We start from the raw sequence: 16220 nt of genomic DNA on the forward strand, positions 1-16220 counted from the left end.
TTAAGCGCTTATGCGATTCTTGATCATTTACGCAAAGAAGGATTTCGTGCACCTCTCCAAGTTTATCGTGCATTAGAAAAACTTGTCGAATTAAAGTGTATTCACCGTCTTGAAAGTGTAAATGCTTTTATGGCCTGTTTACATCCTGAAAATTGTCAACACGAACTCACAACTTTCATCATTTGTGAGAATTGTGGCAAAGTAAACGAAATACAAGACCAAACTATTATATCCAGCCTTAAACAAATGGTGCAAGCGGTTGGCTTCCAAGCGCGGAGAAGCACCTTAGAAATACAAGGCATTTGTAAAAAATGCGCATGCTCAACAGACTAATATCCCTACACTTGCAAGTTTATATATTTAGCATTATGTGTTATTATTTGCTTATTGCATGAAAAGCTCTTATTCCCCTGCTGCATAATCACTTTCTTGTTCTTGTGTAGCGACGAGGTTATTTTATTCATTAAATTGAAAGTATAGAATCCATGTCTAGATCTGAAGCAAAGGTTTCAACAAACAAGTACTTTGATAAGATGGAAAAAAAGAAAATCATTAATGCTCTTCTTATCGTTCTTACGCTTTTTGTACTTTGGTTTAGCTATAAATGGATAACACAATGGCGTTATATGCTTACCACTGAAGATGCCTATGTACAAGGAGACATAGCAGCTATTGCCCCTAAATTAAATGGATATATTGAAAGAATAGCTATTAAAGCTAACCAAATTGTAAAAAAAGGCGATATCCTATTCCACTTAGACAATGGCGATTATCAAATAGCCTTGAAACAGACAGAAGCCCGTCTCAACACACAACAAAAAACCCTTCTCCGTATTGGTGCACAAATTACAGCTGCTCATAGTGCTTTAGATGACGCGCAAGCACAAAAAGCTGCCGCTTCAGCTATAGCAACTCATGCACAACTAACTCTAAAACGCACCACAGAACTTAAAGCTAGTCGTTATGCCCCTCAATCCAATGTTGATGATGCCAAATCAACTTATAAACAAGCCATTGCTAATGTTGATCGCGCCAATGCACAAATAGCTGCAGCACGTGCGAATATCCAAGTGCTAGAAGCGCAACGCAGTGAAACAGAAAGCCAAACGAAGAGCTTAGAACTCACACGTGAAAAGGCACAACGTGATCTTGATTCAACCATTATACGGGCTCCATTCGATGGAATTATTGGAAATTTAACAGCAAAAACAGGGGATTTTGTTATGAATGGCCAACGTCTTGCGGCATTAGTTCCCATACATGCACTTTATATTGAAGCGAATTATAAAGAAACACAGTTGCAAGACATTCACGCTGGACAAACAGCTTATATTACTATTGATGCCTTCCAAAAAGATGTGTTTACAGGTACAGTACTTTCTATTGCACCTGCAACAGGAGCTATTTTTTCTCTTCTCCCTCCACAAAATGCCACCGGCAATTTCACTAAGATTGTTCAACGCATTCCTGTACGTATCTCTATTCCAGAAAAAATATTAAAAACTGGACGTATTCGAGCAGGAATGAGTGTTTCAGTAGAGATTGATACACGCACAAAGCCGCAGGATAAAAACCTTTTATAACAAAAAGCAAATGACCTTACTATGACATCTTCTATACCAGAATTTACACATTCTCAAGAGCATACAGAAACCCGTAAAATCGTAGTTTTCATTGCTATGGCCTTTGGTATGTTCATGGCTATTTTAGATATCCAAATCGTTTCCTCCTCTTTAGCTGAAATTCAAGCTGGTCTTTCAGCAAGTTCTGAAGAGATTTCATGGGTTCAAACCTCCTATCTCATCGCTGAAGTCATCATGTTGCCCCTTTCTGGATTCTTAGGAAGACTGCTTTCAACACGCGTTTTCTTTAGCATATCAGCTGTCGGATTTACGATTACTTCTGTTCTTTGTGCAACAGCAACATCTATTGAAGAGATGATTGTGTACCGAGCACTCCAAGGTTTTATTGGAGGAGGAATTATCCCTAGTGTTTTTGTCGCCTCCTATATACTTTTTCCTCCTTCTAAACGCCCAATTGTTACCCCTATCGTAGGGCTAGTAGCAACGTTAGCTCCCACTATTGGTCCAACAGTGGGAGGCTATCTTTGTCATATCTTATCATGGCACTGGCTCTTTCTTATCAATGTACCCTGCGGAATTATTATCTCAATTCTCGCTTGGAAATTGATTGATTTTGATAAAGCAAACCCCTCTTTAATGTCTAAATTTGACTGGTTAGGACTCATTTCTATGGCTGTTTTTCTAGGAACTTTAGAGTATATTCTAGAAGAGGGTGCGCGTCATGATTGGTTAAGTGACAATCTCATCCTAAATTTATTCATTATTATGATCCTATCTGCCGGCTTATTCTTCTGGCGCGCTTTTACTGCTAAAGAACCTATCGTTGATCTCTCAGCTTTTTCTAATTTCAATTTTTCGACCGCAGCAGTTTTTTCTTTTATGCTTGGAATCGGTCTTTATGGTCTCACATATCTTTATCCTGTCTATTTGAGCCAAATCCGTCATTATGATGCACTCATGATAGGAGAAACATTGTTTCTTTCAGGGTTCGTCATGCTATTAACTGCACCCCTTGCTGGATTTCTTTCAGCACGCATTGATGCACGTTTAATGATGGCGATAGGACTTTTTGGCTTTGCATTAGGAACTTGGATGGCGAGCTCTATCACAGACAACTGGGGCTTTGAGGAGTTCTTTTGGCCTCAAGTTTTCCGTGGCTCTTCTGTTATGTTATGCATGGTCCCTATTAATAACATTGCCCTCGGATCACTCCCACCAGACCGAATGCAAAATGCCTCTGGACTTTTTAATCTTACACGTAATCTTGGTGGTGCCGTAGGACTTGCTATTATCAGCACTCTTATGACAAAACGCACAGACCTACATTATGGACGAATAGCCGAAACCGTCCACCACGGAAACAACCAAGCAACGGAAATGCTTTCAAACCTTACTATATACTTTAACTCCATGACTTTTGATCCGCATGCTCTTGCTCTCCTCCAACTTTTTAATATGGCACGCATCCAAGCAATGATTATGGCTTTTAGCGATATTTTCTTTATAATAACCATTATCTTTAGCGTCTTGACATTCCTGACTGTTTTTCTCAAAAAAACACCACCTCTCTCTGATGCCCCTACAAGCCACTGAATGTAACTGCATGAAAGTCGGGGAATGTTTTTCTTTTCAACCATTTCATGTATATGTATCTCCTAAAAATGTTAGAAACAAAACTTTACATTAACTAATTGTATCTAAACGAGATCTTACAAAATGCAAAGCTTGCCGTACTTCCAATAATCATCCATCATAAATTTTGTCAAAGTCGTTTTAAATTCAAGAAAGTTATTGGTGTTCTCAGTAGAAGAGAAAAATTATTACAGAAAATAAAATCAAGATAAAAAAGAAACGGTACTACGAAATAAAGCTATTCTAAAAACCTTATATCGTATAAAAACACCTTGCCGCCACCAGCAAAGATGATACGCAAAGCCCTCAATTTTAAAAAAACAAAGTAAAAGGAACTTCAAGCCACTTTATGACACTGAAAACGACTCAAACCTTCCCTTTCTCCACTAGGGAGCAAAACACCATGGCATGCGGCAAGATACTCTGGTATCAATTCTAATGCTTGAAAACGATGTTTTTCATAAGGACCCGGCATTGCCAAATTCTCTGTTAAGCTGTTTGAAAAACCAAAACGCTGATAAAACTCAGTATCACCTACAAGTAAGATAGCGCCATAACCCTGTTTTTTTGCTGTTCCAATTGCATGCTGCATAAGAAACGATCCTATGCCTATACCGGAATACTCCGCTGAAACAGCCAGAGGCCCCAAAAGCAAAGCCTGCCGTGTGCCATTTTTTCCTTTGTTAAATCGAACATGCCAAAGACGTACACTACCCACAAGCTCTCCAAGCACATTTTTAACAATAAAGGACAGCCCACACGCAGCCAACTGTCCACGACGCAAAGTTTCCGACGACTTACGCTTACGCCCTATCCCTAAAGCTAAATCAAGTAAACGCTCGCGATGTAGTTTATCAATGTCTTGTTCACCTGAAAGTGTAAAAAATGCACCATCTTTGGTTTGAAAATATATCATACTCACCTTTATCACACGCCCCACTCTAATCTTTGTCATCATAAAGAAAAATTTAAATCACGTAGGAGCGCAAAGGCTCAAAACCATTAAAAGCAACAGATGCATAAGTTGCTGTGTAAGCACCAGTACCATGAATCAACAACTCATCCCCTACCGTAAGAGACAAAGGCAACATATAAGGTGTTTTTTCATAAAGAACATCTGCAGAATCGCATGTTGGACCCGCTAAAATACAAGGCTCCATTGCCTTATTACCATGAGGCGTTTCAATAGGATAGCGAATTGCTTCATCCATAGTCTCAACAAGACCATTAAACTTTCCAACATCAAGATATACCCATCGAACATTATCATTGTCTGCTTTTTTAGATATTAAAACAACTTCTGTGCGAATAACACCAGCGTTACCGACCATCCCACGCCCCGGTTCAATGATCGTCTCAGGAATACGATTGCCGAAATATTTCTTTAATGAATCAAAAACAGCCGTACCATAAGCTTGCTCTGTAGGAACGTTTTTCAAATAACGCGTTGGAAACCCCCCCCCCATATTAACCAACTTCAATGAAATTCCTTCTTGCTCCAAATGCCTAAAAACTATAGCTGCATCCGATAAAGCACGATCCCATGCGCTAAGATCTGTCTGCTGAGACCCTACATGAAAAGAAACGCCATACGCTTGCAAGCCTAATTGATGTGCCCGACGTAAAACGTCAACCGCCATAGTAGGAACACAGCCAAATTTGCGTGACAATGGCCACTCGGCTCCTTTTCCGTCAGTAAGAACGCGGCAAAAAACACGAGCTCCAGGAGCAGCACGCGCAATTTTTTCCACTTCTTCAACACAATCAACCGCATAAAGCGAAATACCTAATGCATATGCATGCGCAATATCACGCTCTTTTTTGATAGTATTCCCAAAAGAAATACGATCACACGTTGCCCCCGCTTTTAAAGCCATTTCAATTTCTGCAACAGAAGCTGCATCAAAAGACGAGCCTAAAGAAACGAGCAAACTCAAAATCTCAGGAGCTGGATTTGCCTTTATCGCATAAAAAATACGAGACTGTGGAAGAGCTTTTTCAAAATTTAAATAATTTTCACGGACAACATCAAGGTCAACAACTAGGCATGGACCATCAAAACAATGTGTTGCAAGAAAATCGCGAATACGTTTCGTCATCATCTACCAATTCTCCTAGGGAACAAAATCCCTACCCTACGCCTAGACAGCATAGAGCCGCCAACAGCTAAAGTACAAAACACACACAATAGCTACCCCCATTCTGATTATTCAAATAACCAGAAATTAGCATTGCATACAGCAAAAAACAGCGCGACAAACCGCGTTGCTCTACTTTATCTGCCTTTTTGATTGGAGTTGAAAAACCACTTCCGCACTGAAGGCAATGAGGTGTGCCTCTATAGTTATCCCAGCATTTGGACAGCTGGAAGACACCAGAAAGGCCCGCACCGTCGTTGCTTCAAGATGTCCTCACTCTTTCGGTTGGCCGTAAGAATGACTGGAGCGGTTAGTTCCAGGTACCGTACCGGTTAATCTCACCATTTGAGAACCAGCGGACACCCACAGGCACGTGCGACTTTGGGCAAATCTTTATATAAAACGAATCCTTATTCATTTCAATCATTTTTTCTATTTTAAACATTTTTTAATTTTTAACGATAAAATGATGTAAAAAAGCAACAACAACCTCATGTAGATAAGTCACCTTATCCCCTTTATGGAGTGCATCCTTCACGAAATGCCCACATCATTGTGTTACTAACTTTACAATCCTTCTTAAAAAAATCTCTTTACTTGGGCTTCTTAATCCCATCCCCAATACCGCCTAGAAAATATAACGCAAAATCTATGAGATATGACCATCTTTACGTTATGAAGTCAAACCAGTAGCATCATTTATATTTATCTATAGCACACCTGCTCTTAACATTAACATAGCGCGTTAATCGTATGTTTCAGCCTATTCTAAAACAGCTTTTCAAATCACAGTTCCCCTTTAGGCTATTTCCCCTATTGGACTACCACAGCACTGTTTTTACTGTTTCAAAATTAAAAGCATTTGAAATAACTAAGCATTATAACATCAAGAATATTGGCTCGAGATGCATAATGCCAATATATTTATAAATAAATTGCTTAATCTTTACACAAAACAAAAGACCGAGCAAAAATCAGCTTTATAAAATACTTTCTCACCGACTCCGAAAACTTTTCTCTCTTAACAAAAAAACTAAAATTTTAAGCCTTAAAATACAATACCTTTAAGACTCTAAATGAGAATCAATTGCACGCAATTTTGTTAATTGGAACTGCTTATGACGTTCGCGAAAACGCTGCCTATCAGCGTCACTTTTCGTATTATAACAAGCATCACACGAAACACCTTCTTCATAATGAACCGATAATTTGCTTTCAGCATTAAGAGGAGAACGACATGCATGACACAATTCACGCCCACACTCTTCAAGACCATGTTTAACAGAAACACGCTCATCAAAAACAAAACACTCGCCCCACCACAAACTTTTCTCCTTAGGAATTGTTTCCAAATATTTCAGAATCCCACCTTTTAAATGGTAAACCTGATCATAACCAAGATCACGCACATAAGCTGTTGATTTTTCACAGCGAATCCCACCTGTACAGAACATGGCAATTTTCTTTTTCTTCTTTAAATCAGCTTCATGCTTGAGCACCCATTCAGGAAATTCCCGAAATGTCTTAATACGTGGATCAATCGCTCCTTGAAAACTTCCGAGCGCATATTCATAATCGTTACGCGTATCAATGAGAATCGTGTCTTTATCTTGAATAAGGGCATTCCAATCTTCAGGAGCAACATAAGTACCAACAACCTTTAACGGATTAACGCCTTCAATCCCCATTGTGACAATCTCTTTTTTCAACCGCACTTTTATGCGATGAAACGGCATTTTTGATGCCCATGAATATTTAATCTCCGGCGTTTGAAATGCAGGCTCAGCTGTAATAAAATTGACCAACGCTTCAATCGCAGCACAAGACCCTGCAACAGTTCCATTGATTCCTTCTTGTGCTAAAAGCAGTGTTCCTTTGATGCCCTTTGCTTGACATAAATCCAGCAAAGGTTTCTGTAATTGACAATAATGCTTCAAATCTGCGAAGCAATAAACAGCAGCAACTTTAAAATTCTTTTCCATAAGTCTTGCCATAACGCGCGTTTCATTCAATTTCAAGATCTATTCATCTACTCTTTAACATATTATGCTTAATCAAACTATGCAGATAACCCCATCTCTTAGAGAAAAAACACCATGTGCCAAAAAATAAATCACCTTTTAACACTTCTCCAAACACAAACTATCATACCTGTTTTGTGCATTGACGATCTCCAAATGGCCGTACCATTAGCACGGGCTCTTGTCAAAGGTGGATTGAAAACAATGGAGATCACATTGCGAACACCTAATGCATATGATGCAATAGAAGCAATCACACAAGAAGTGCCGCAAGCAATCGTTGGAGCAGGAACAATTCTCAACACTATACATTATGAACGAGCCGAACGCGCAGGAGCAAAATTTATCATAAGCCCTGGATCATCAAACGAATTAATTGATTGTGCAAAAAACAGCGAAATCCCCCTTCTCCCCAGTGTAATGACACCAAGTGAATTAATGCAAGCATGGAATAAAGGCTATTCATATTTTAAATTTTTCCCCGCTGAAGCAGCGGGAGGTATAGACTTTATTCAAGCCTTAGCATCCCCCTTTTCTGAAATCAGATTTTGTCCAACAGGCGGCATTACACAAAAAAATGCAGCTCAATGGCTCCAACTTTCTAACGTCTTCTGCGTTGGTGGTTCTTGGATAACCCCCAAACAGCTTATTACGGCAAATGATTGGGATACTATCAGCGTATTAGCACATGCAGCAACACAGCTCCCCTCTCATCCAACAAAAGCACGCTCCACAACATAAGACGCTGGTGCATTATTGGCACCTTCAACAAGACCAAAAGCTTCACACATCCTTGCACAATCCTTTAGCATTGCCATAGAGCCACAAATCATCACACGATCTTCATCAGGGTGAATTCTTGGCAAACCTGTCGTTTCAAAAAAAGTGCCACTTTCCATAACCGTCGTAATGCGGCCCATATGCTCAGAAGGTTCACGAGTGGTCATAGGATAAAATTTCAACTGTTGTATATATTCACTAATCAACGGGTCTTGTTGTAAAGAGATAACAAGATCTTTTGCATAAGCAAGCTCATCCCGCTCACGGGTTGTTTGAATAAGAATTACTTCTGAAAATTTTTCATAAGTTTCAGGATCACGAATAAGACTTGCAAATGGAGCAACTCCCGTCCCTGTTGAAAGAAGATAAAGACGTTTTCCAGGAATAAGAGCATCAAGAACCAATGTTCCAGTAGATTTCTTACGCATTAAAACTGTATCATCCATTTTAATTTTTTGGAGATGTTCGGTTAACGGTCCTCCCGGAACTTTGATAGAAAAAAACTCAAGCTGCTCATCCCAAAATGGACTGGCTATCGAATAAGCACGATAAATTGGCTTTTCTGCGTTTGGCAAACCAATCATAACAAATTCACCAGAACGAAAACGAAAATTTTCTGGACGATTCAGACGAAATTTAAACAAACGGTCTGTATAATGATAAACTTCTTGGACGGTAAGCGCGAATACATTTTCAGGAATTGGAAAGTTTGATGCAACGCCGCTGATATTTAACTGATCCTTCGTAGCAGACGTATTCATAATACTCTCCCTTATCTCTTTTTGAATATGGACTCAAGATTTCTAAAATGATATAATGCTTGTGCAATCATATGCCAATATTTCTCCTAAAACATAAACCTTTATTTAACCGACATTTAACATCCCCCAGAAAACAACTCTTCTCATTGTACACAGAGCTAAGCATTTTACATCAAAAGATTGCTTTAATGGCACATAGTCCAATATAAATTGTTAATAATTTTAACAATAACAAACCGTACACACATCCTTTCCATATATCATAGAAATCTATATGAAGTCACTAAAGGGAACTTCGTGTCTCACTGATTCAAGAGAGGCTTTTAAAATGAACAAATCCGTTAATGATGAAGCAAACGCATTACTTCCTTATACAGCTGTAGCAACCATCGATGTACGTGCTATTGTTGCGAATTACATAGCTTTAACCCAACGTGTTACTCCAATTGAATGTTCTGCAGTTGTAAAAGCGGATGCCTACGGGTTAGGTGCTGACCAAATTGCCCCTGCACTTTATCAAGCTGGTTGCCGCAGTTTTTTTGTAGCCCAAATCGAAGAAGCACTACAATTAAAAAATATTTTACCAGAAAATGTCACGCTTGCTCTTCTTAACGAGCTGCCACAAAATACAGAAGAGCTTATAGCTCAAGCAGGGATTATTCCTGTTTTAAACTCTTGGGACACACTTGAAAGCTGGCAAACACTTTGTCAAAAAAAAGATAAAAAGTTTCCTGCAATTGTTCAAATCGATACCAGCATGAACCGATTAGGGCTTGATAAAAAAGAATTACAAAAACTCATCAAACAACCTACAATTTTCGAAAAAGCAGAAATAAAATACATTCTTAGTCACCTTGCAAATGGAGATAATGCCACCCATTCATTCAATTATACACAATTAGCTGCTTTCAAGACCGTACTTGCACAATTGCCCACCTGTAAAGCCTCATTTGCCAATTCTGGAGGCATTTTTCTAGGACCAGATTTCTATTTTGACCTTGTTCGCCCAGGCATTGCACTTTACGGTGTCGATCCTCACGGGAAATACCCAACACCTCTTAAACCTGTTTTAAAACTTGAAGCCCAAGTTCTTCAAAGCCGCTTTATTGATGCAGGAGTACCTATCGGTTATGGAGGAAGCTTCATTACCCGCAGACCAAGCACTCTTGCAACCATTTCTATCGGCTATGCAGATGGTTGGCCACGCATTCTTTCGAATAAGGGTGCAGTTTATTTTAATGGGCACAAACTCCCTATTGTTGGACGCATTTCTATGGATTCCACTATCGTGGATGCTACCGAGCTTGATAAAAAACCTCAAAGAGGCGATTGGGTAGAACTCATTGGTCTCCACCAAACACTTGAAAAAGTATCGACAGATGCCGACACCATTCCTAACGAAATTCTGACATCTCTAGGGAAGCGCTATAAACGCATTTACATTTAAAACTCTCTAAAAAAAACAAAGTGATAAAAATCATCAATGGCTTTCCATACACCAGAAAAGAACAATACAAACTAAAAGAAAGTAATATCATCCCGTTATCATTAATCATATGGACATGAAAAAGCCCACACATTTTATGTGGGCTTTTTTCTTCATATAAATAAATTTAATACGTATTCCCCCATGGTGGACAAGAACAAATAAGCATTCTATCTCCGGCAACATTATCAATACGCGAAACAGGAGGCCAATATTTATTTGCTGGATCAAGATAAGAATTGGGAAAAGCCGCCTCTTGTCGTGAATAAGGTCGCGTCCAAGTATCCTCTAAAGTATCTACCAATGTATGTGGTGCATTTACCAAAGGATTATCTTCTTTAGGCCAAATACCCGCACCGACTTTCTGAGCTTCTTCAGCAATAGAGAGCAAAGCATCACAAAAACGATCAATTTCTGCTTTTGGCTCTGATTCCGTTGGTTCAATCATCAAAGTTCCAGCAACAGGAAACGACATCGTTGGTGCATGAAACCCATAATCAATCAAACGTTTTGCAATATCATCAACACTCACCCCATATTGCTCTTTCAACACGCGTGTATCCACAATACATTCGTGCGCAACTCGTCCATGCTTGCCTCTATAAAGAATGGAATAAGCTTGTGAAAGACGCGTAGCAATATAATTTGCGTTCAAAATTGCCGTTTGTGTTGCGTATTTCAAGCCATCGGCACCCATCATTCGGATATACATCCACGTAATAACAAGAATAGATGCACTTCCGTAAGGAGCCGCTGAAACCGCATATGTTGACCCATCTTGTTCATGACCTGGTAAAAAGGGCTTCAAATGTGCCGCCACGCCAATCGGCCCCACACCAGGACCACCACCACCATGGGGAATGGCAAATGTTTTGTGAAGGTTCATATGACAAACATCTGCCCCAATATCTGCTGGACGAGCAAGCCCAACAAGTGCATTTAAATTAGCTCCATCAAAATAAACTTGCCCGCCATTTTCGTGGATAATAGAACAAATGTCCTTAATGTTTTCCTCATAGACACCATGGGTTGAAGGATAGGTGATCATGAGAGCTGCCAATTTATCCTTATGCAATTGTGCTTTCATTTTGAGATCATCAACATCAACATCACCATCACTCAAGCATTTCACCACAATGACTTCCATACCCGCCATATGAGCTGAAGCTGGGTTGGTACCATGTGCAGATGCAGGAATGAGACAAAGCGTACGTTGGTGGTCTCCCCGTGATTGGTGATATCGACGGATAGCTAAAAGCCCCGCATATTCACCTTGAGCACCAGAATTTGGTTGGAAAGAAACTTGTGCAAACCCTGTGATTTCACACAACCACGCATTTAGTTGATTAATCATTTCCAAATAACCCATCACATCCTCTTTAGGTGCGAAGGGGTGTATATTAGCTACCGTAGGCCAACTCACAGGCATCAACTCAGCTGCTGCATTAAGTTTCATCGTACAAGAGCCAAGCGGAATCATTGCCCGATCTAATGCCAAATCCTTATCAGACAAACGACGCAAAAAGCGCATCATGTCCGTTTCTGAATGAACTGCATGAAAAAACGGCTGCGAAAGAAAAGCAGCATCACGTCTTTTCCCTATAAGTCTTGGAGAAACTTGATCAACTAATTGTGCACCAAAAAGCTGCGCTAAAGCATAAGCGTCTTCTTGTGTTGACAATTCATCAAAATTGATCACAATTTGATCATCATCGAGAACACGAACAAGACGCCCACCTGCTTTCGCTTGACGCGCAATCTCTCGAGCTTTTCCCTTAACAACAATGCTTACACAATCAAAAAAAGTTTCCCCTTCACAAAGAATACCCTCTGCCTCTAAACCAGCAACAAAGCGGCAAGTTAAATGATGAATCCGCTGAGCAATTTCCTGCAAGCCTTGCGGTCCATGCCAAACAGCATAAGCTGTTGCCATATTTGCCAACAAAGCCTGTGCTGTACAAATATTCGATGTCGCTTTATCACGCCGGATATGTTGTTCACGTGTCTGCAATGCTAAACGAAAACCAACGCGTCCTTTTGTATCAACAGATTGACCTACAATACGTCCTGGAATGAGGCGGGTTAAAGCTTCGCTTACCGCGAGATAACCAGCATGAGGACCTCCAAACCCCATGGGAACGCCATAACGCTGCATGGAGCCGACAACAATATCAGCCCCCCATTGCGCTGGTGGCTCCATTAGAGTAAGTGCCAAAGGATCTGCAACAACAATCACCAGAACTCCTTTTGTCTTTGCCTCTTTAATAACATCATTGTAATCGTTAAAAGAGCCTTTTGTATCTGGCCAAGACAAAACAATCGCAGCTGTATCAGAACAAATCTCGCTCTTTTCGCTTATATGAATCCCTTGTGTTTCGGCACGTGTTTGCGCAACATTCAACGTCTGGGGATGCAAAAGACTTTGGACTGAAATTTTTGTCTTTTTCTCACGCGCAAAACGCACAGCCAGCGCGTTGGCTTCAGCTAAAGCTGTTGCCTCATCAAGAAGTGAAGCAGCTGCAACAGGCAAACCGGTGAGTTCACTCACCAATGTCTGAAAATAAAATAAAAGCTCTAAACGACCTTGGCTAATTTCTGCCTGATAGGGTGTATAAGCGGTGTACCAAGCTGGATTTTCAAAAAGATTCCGCAAAATAACGGGAGGCACATAAGTTCCATGATATCCCTGCCCAATAAAACTTTTGTGCACATGATTACGTTCCATCATCTTGGATAATTCTTCCAAAGCTTGCCCTTCATTTGCAGCCTTTGGGAGATTAAGAGAACGCCCCAAATAGATAGAATGGGGAACAGCTTGAGAAACGAGCGTGTCAACACAATCTAGCTCTAAAACATCAAGCATTTTTTGTTTTTCATCAGGACGAAGTCCAATATGGCGAGAAAAAAAATGACGCTCTAACATAGCACTTACCCAATCAGTGCTTTATAAGCAGCCTCATCCAGCAACCCTTCAAGTTGCGTTGCGTCCTGCAATGTCATTTTCCAGAGCCAGCCTTCTTTTTCAGCCTTTTGGTTTACCAATTCAGGACTATTTGCCAATGCTTCATTCATTTCAACCACTTCACCATCAAGAGGAGCATAAACATCCGAAGCTGCCTTCACTGACTCCACAACAGCAGCAGAATCCCCCTTGGAAAGTTGCGTCCCCTTTTTTGGCAAATCAACAAAAACCAAATCCCCTAACTGTTCTTGAGCATAATGTGTAATCCCAACAGTAACCACTTGTCCTTCAACACTGAGCCATTCATGATCTTGTGTAAAATAAATTTCAGACATAAAATTATCCTTTAAAATAACGTTGTTCAACAAAAGGAAGTGAATGGACAGACAATGCAATCTTTTTGCCACGCAACTCCGTAAAGACTTCCGTTCCTTCCACTTTCAAACCAACAGGAACATACCCCATCGCGACAGGACCATCAAAAGAAGGACCAAAACCACCTGACGTCACCACACCAATTTGATTTCCCTTATCATCGAAAAGTATCGCACCCGCGCGAATAGGTTGACGCGTTTGCGGTTTTAATCCAACACGACAACGAGAAGGACCTTTCTGAAAAGCTTCAAGAAAAGCTTTTGCTCCATAAAATTGCGCTTTGTCTCGAACATTTTTGGTAACAGCCCATGTCAATGCAGCGTCAATAGGCGTAGTATCGGGCGTAATATCATTCCCATGTAAACACAATCCTGCTTCTAACCGAAGACTATCACGCGCTGCAAGACCAACCCATTCAACACGAGAATCTCTCAACAATTTTTCAGTCAATGCATGTGCTTGCCCTATAGGAAGAGCAATTTCAAAACCATCTTCTCCCGTATAACCAGAACGCGTTATAAACCAATCTTGTTGTGGCTCAAATCCTTGCATAAACAACAGCTCATTACCAGACATCCCAGCGTCAGCCATAACAGCTGCCGCTTGTGGACCTTGAAGAGCAAGCAACACCCTATCAAGAGCAATTACTTGACAGTCAAAATCAACAGCACGCCTTTCAAGCTCCACAAGATCCGCTTGTGCATTCCCAGCATTGGCTACAAGCATAAAACGATTTTCTGCCAAACGGGTAATAATAAGGTCATCAAGGATACCTGCTTGCTCATTAAGCAAATAATTATACCGTGATTGACCAATTTTTAACAATGCTGCATCAACAGGGAGAGCGTACGATAAATATTCTGCTGCTTGCACTCCCTCAACGGTAATCAATTTCATATGAGAAATATCGAAAAGTCCTGCATGTGCACGCGTATGAAGATGCTCCTTCAATACTCCAAGAGGGTAGGTCAACGGCATTTGCCAACCGGCAAAAACACCAAATTTCGCTCCAGCCTTTTCATGCAATTTATGTAAAGGAAGCATCTTTAAAGAAGATGTTTCAAATTCTTGTGATGTACCCATAATATCTCCAAAGCTGCACTAACGCCCACACAATATGGACATCTCTGCACCCCTCTGTCACAAACCTGAGAGACTCGCGAAAAGAAATTTCGCTTACACCTTCGGCGCGGATCTTTCCGACTTTCCAGACCTGTCTTTCTCCTTTTACGGTCCTTAGAGCCTGAGAGATTATGGGCTATTTTCCCCTTCGGCGGCAGGTGCGAAAGTTTGCAATCTGCACTCTCCCGCAAAAGAATGAAAGAAACGATAACGCTCTTCCCGACATATTTCAATCTATAGCCTATCTTTAGCACACTGTCATTAGTAAAGTGATGAGAAAACTCTATTTTTAAACTTGCATAAACTGTTTTAAAAGACTTACAATGAAGGAAGTTTGAGCATTATGAAAATTATAGATGTCCTTGCTTTTAAAAATTAAGGAGAAAAATTGCAACAGCCATAAACAAAAACACGTTTTGAGAAAATACAAAATTTCGTGCACTTACGTACACTTAAAGGATCTCAAAGCAATATCTTTCCTTGCACGATCCAACCCAAACTATGGAGTTTTATATTTTTTAAAAGTAAATATTTCAGATATTTTATAAATTATAGTCTTAACACACAAAAGGTTGGCTTTTCTTCTCTCTCGATTTTTTGCCTCTCAATAGTGTCATAAATTGCGGCTATTATATACCAAACTTCATCGAACAAAGGTTACAAATACTCATGAAAGCTGGTAATATCCATTACAATTGTGAAAATGATCTACCAAAGCAAATTGCTCTTTTCCCCGTAGAAGGTGCACTCTTGCTACCAGGTGGTTTTTTATCACTCAACATTTTTGAACCAGAAGCACTCGAAATGGTTGAAAATGTTATGGTATTCAATCGTTTATTAGGAATCATTCAACCCCTTTCATCAAATACAGACCGCTTCTCCTCACCACTTTATAAAATAGGCTGTATAGGGCGCATTACAAACTACAACGAAATGGGAAATGGGCATCTTTTCATTATACTACAAGGCGTTTGTCGCTTTACCGTAGAACAGGAGTTGGTGAACACAAAACCCTATCGAACTGCTCTCATCCGCTCAAACATACAAGACTTACAAGAACCTGACATGGTAGAAAGCATTAATCGAGAAAATCTCCTCAACATTGTTGAGAAATATCTCATCATACATGAAATAGAATATAACTGGAGTAGTATCATACAAGCCCCCACGCCTCTATTGGTTAATGCTTTTTCAGCTCTTATTCCTTTTACACCAGCAGAAAAACAAGCTTTACTCGAAGCTCCAGACATTGGAAATCGCGCCCAAACTCTTCTGGCTTTAACTGAACGCTCCCTTATGAAACAAACAGGAGCGCTTTACCATTTAAACTAATAAACCCATTTAAACTAATAAACATTGA

Annotated in this window: 13 protein-coding genes and 1 riboswitch (1 of these 14 running past the window's edge); of the genes, 6 read left to right on the forward strand and 7 right to left on the reverse strand. The window is 40.1% G+C overall.

The window, feature by feature from the left end:
- From MCO_RS08475 to MCO_RS08485, 3 genes are all read left to right on the forward strand, one after another.
- Positions 1–333 carry the 3' portion of a Fur family transcriptional regulator gene (locus tag MCO_RS08475; protein WP_007553887.1) on the forward strand. It extends 66 nt beyond the left edge of the window, so the window shows 333 of its 399 coding nt (coding positions 67–399); its start codon lies beyond the left edge, outside the window; it ends in the stop codon at positions 331–333.
- Between the two features lie 152 nt (positions 334–485).
- Complete coding sequence (locus tag MCO_RS08480; RefSeq protein WP_007553889.1) at positions 486–1583, forward strand: HlyD family secretion protein; 1098 nt, start codon at positions 486–488, stop codon at positions 1581–1583.
- A 21-nt stretch (positions 1584–1604) separates the two neighbouring features.
- Positions 1605–3176 carry a DHA2 family efflux MFS transporter permease subunit gene (locus tag MCO_RS08485; RefSeq protein WP_007553890.1) on the forward strand — a complete coding sequence of 524 codons (1572 nt, stop codon included), beginning with the start codon at positions 1605–1607 and terminating at the stop codon, positions 3174–3176.
- A gap of 376 nt (positions 3177–3552) precedes the next feature.
- Here MCO_RS08485 and MCO_RS08490 read toward each other — a convergent pair whose 3' ends face one another.
- The 3 genes from MCO_RS08490 to MCO_RS08500 form a co-directional block, all read right to left on the reverse strand.
- Positions 3553–4131 (reverse strand): GNAT family N-acetyltransferase, encoded by a 579-nt coding sequence (locus tag MCO_RS08490; protein WP_007553891.1) that lies wholly within the window; start codon positions 4129–4131, stop codon positions 3553–3555.
- 52 nt (positions 4132–4183) lie between these two features.
- On the reverse strand, positions 4184–5317 hold the full coding sequence (locus tag MCO_RS08495) for a type III PLP-dependent enzyme (RefSeq protein WP_007553892.1): 1134 nt from the start codon (positions 5315–5317) through the stop codon (positions 4184–4186).
- A 1100-nt stretch (positions 5318–6417) separates the two neighbouring features.
- The gene (locus tag MCO_RS08500) at positions 6418–7335 is read right to left on the reverse strand and encodes a rhodanese-related sulfurtransferase (RefSeq protein WP_040299133.1); all 918 of its coding nucleotides are present in this window, start codon (positions 7333–7335) and stop codon (positions 6418–6420) included.
- A 114-nt stretch (positions 7336–7449) separates the two neighbouring features.
- On the opposite strand from MCO_RS08500, the gene eda reads away from it, so the two are divergent.
- Entirely contained in the window at positions 7450–8115 is a 666-nt protein-coding gene (gene eda / locus MCO_RS08505; RefSeq protein WP_007553894.1) for a bifunctional 4-hydroxy-2-oxoglutarate aldolase/2-dehydro-3-deoxy-phosphogluconate aldolase, read from the forward strand.
- Here eda and MCO_RS08510 read toward each other — a convergent pair.
- On the reverse strand, positions 8085–8915 hold the full coding sequence (locus tag MCO_RS08510) for a ferredoxin--NADP reductase (protein WP_007553895.1): 831 nt from the start codon (positions 8913–8915) through the stop codon (positions 8085–8087). The genes eda and MCO_RS08510 overlap by 31 nt on opposite strands.
- A 328-nt stretch (positions 8916–9243) precedes the next feature.
- On the opposite strand from MCO_RS08510, the gene alr reads away from it, so the two are divergent.
- A complete protein-coding gene (gene alr / locus MCO_RS08515; RefSeq protein ID WP_007553896.1) occupies positions 9244–10362 on the forward strand; it encodes an alanine racemase in 1119 nt (372 codons plus the stop codon).
- A gap of 166 nt (positions 10363–10528) precedes the next feature.
- On the opposite strand, the gene gcvP is transcribed toward alr, so the two are convergent.
- The 3 genes from gcvP to gcvT are packed head-to-tail and all read right to left on the reverse strand — an operon-like array spanning position 10529 to position 14821.
- Positions 10529–13324, reverse strand: a complete 2796-nt coding sequence (gene gcvP, locus MCO_RS08520; protein ID WP_007553898.1) for an aminomethyl-transferring glycine dehydrogenase — start codon at positions 13322–13324, stop codon at positions 10529–10531.
- 5 nt (positions 13325–13329) lie between these two features.
- Complete coding sequence (gene gcvH, locus MCO_RS08525) at positions 13330–13698, reverse strand: glycine cleavage system protein GcvH (RefSeq protein WP_007553900.1); 369 nt, start codon at positions 13696–13698, stop codon at positions 13330–13332.
- 4 nt (positions 13699–13702) lie between these two features.
- Positions 13703–14821 carry a glycine cleavage system aminomethyltransferase GcvT gene (gene gcvT, locus MCO_RS08530; RefSeq protein WP_007553903.1) on the reverse strand — a complete coding sequence of 373 codons (1119 nt, stop codon included), beginning with the start codon at positions 14819–14821 and terminating at the stop codon, positions 13703–13705.
- A gap of 137 nt (positions 14822–14958) precedes the next feature.
- Positions 14959–15058, reverse strand: a riboswitch (glycine riboswitch).
- A 471-nt stretch (positions 15059–15529) separates the two neighbouring features.
- On the opposite strand from gcvT, the gene MCO_RS08540 reads away from it, so the two are divergent.
- Complete coding sequence (locus MCO_RS08540; protein ID WP_007553905.1) at positions 15530–16192, forward strand: LON peptidase substrate-binding domain-containing protein; 663 nt, start codon at positions 15530–15532, stop codon at positions 16190–16192.
- Positions 16193–16220 lie beyond the last annotated feature (28 nt).

It is taken from the genome of Bartonella sp. DB5-6, from assembly GCF_000278115.1.
GTDB classification, from domain to species: Bacteria; Pseudomonadota; Alphaproteobacteria; order Rhizobiales; family Rhizobiaceae; genus Bartonella; species Bartonella refiksaydamii.

What these genes read in the sequence shown, in the direction of transcription:
- MCO_RS08480 (WP_007553889.1), top strand. Translation starts at nt 486, where the DNA reads ATGTCTAGATCTGAAGCAAAGGTTTCAACAAACAAGTACTTTGATAAG.
- MCO_RS08485 (WP_007553890.1), top strand. Translation starts at nt 1,605, where the DNA reads ATGACATCTTCTATACCAGAATTTACACATTCTCAAGAGCATACAGAA.
- MCO_RS08490 (WP_007553891.1), bottom strand. Translation starts at nt 4,131, where the DNA reads ATGATATATTTTCAAACCAAAGATGGTGCATTTTTTACACTTTCAGGT.
- MCO_RS08495 (WP_007553892.1), bottom strand. Translation starts at nt 5,317, where the DNA reads ATGATGACGAAACGTATTCGCGATTTTCTTGCAACACATTGTTTTGAT.
- MCO_RS08500 (WP_040299133.1), bottom strand. Translation starts at nt 7,335, where the DNA reads ATGGAAAAGAATTTTAAAGTTGCTGCTGTTTATTGCTTCGCAGATTTG.
- eda (WP_007553894.1), top strand. Translation starts at nt 7,450, where the DNA reads ATGTGCCAAAAAATAAATCACCTTTTAACACTTCTCCAAACACAAACT.
- MCO_RS08510 (WP_007553895.1), bottom strand. Translation starts at nt 8,915, where the DNA reads ATGAATACGTCTGCTACGAAGGATCAGTTAAATATCAGCGGCGTTGCA.
- alr (WP_007553896.1), top strand. Translation starts at nt 9,244, where the DNA reads ATGAACAAATCCGTTAATGATGAAGCAAACGCATTACTTCCTTATACA.
- gcvP (WP_007553898.1), bottom strand. Translation starts at nt 13,324, where the DNA reads ATGTTAGAGCGTCATTTTTTTTCTCGCCATATTGGACTTCGTCCTGAT.
- gcvH (WP_007553900.1), bottom strand. Translation starts at nt 13,698, where the DNA reads ATGTCTGAAATTTATTTTACACAAGATCATGAATGGCTCAGTGTTGAA.
- gcvT (WP_007553903.1), bottom strand. Translation starts at nt 14,821, where the DNA reads ATGGGTACATCACAAGAATTTGAAACATCTTCTTTAAAGATGCTTCCT.
- MCO_RS08540 (WP_007553905.1), top strand. Translation starts at nt 15,530, where the DNA reads ATGAAAGCTGGTAATATCCATTACAATTGTGAAAATGATCTACCAAAG.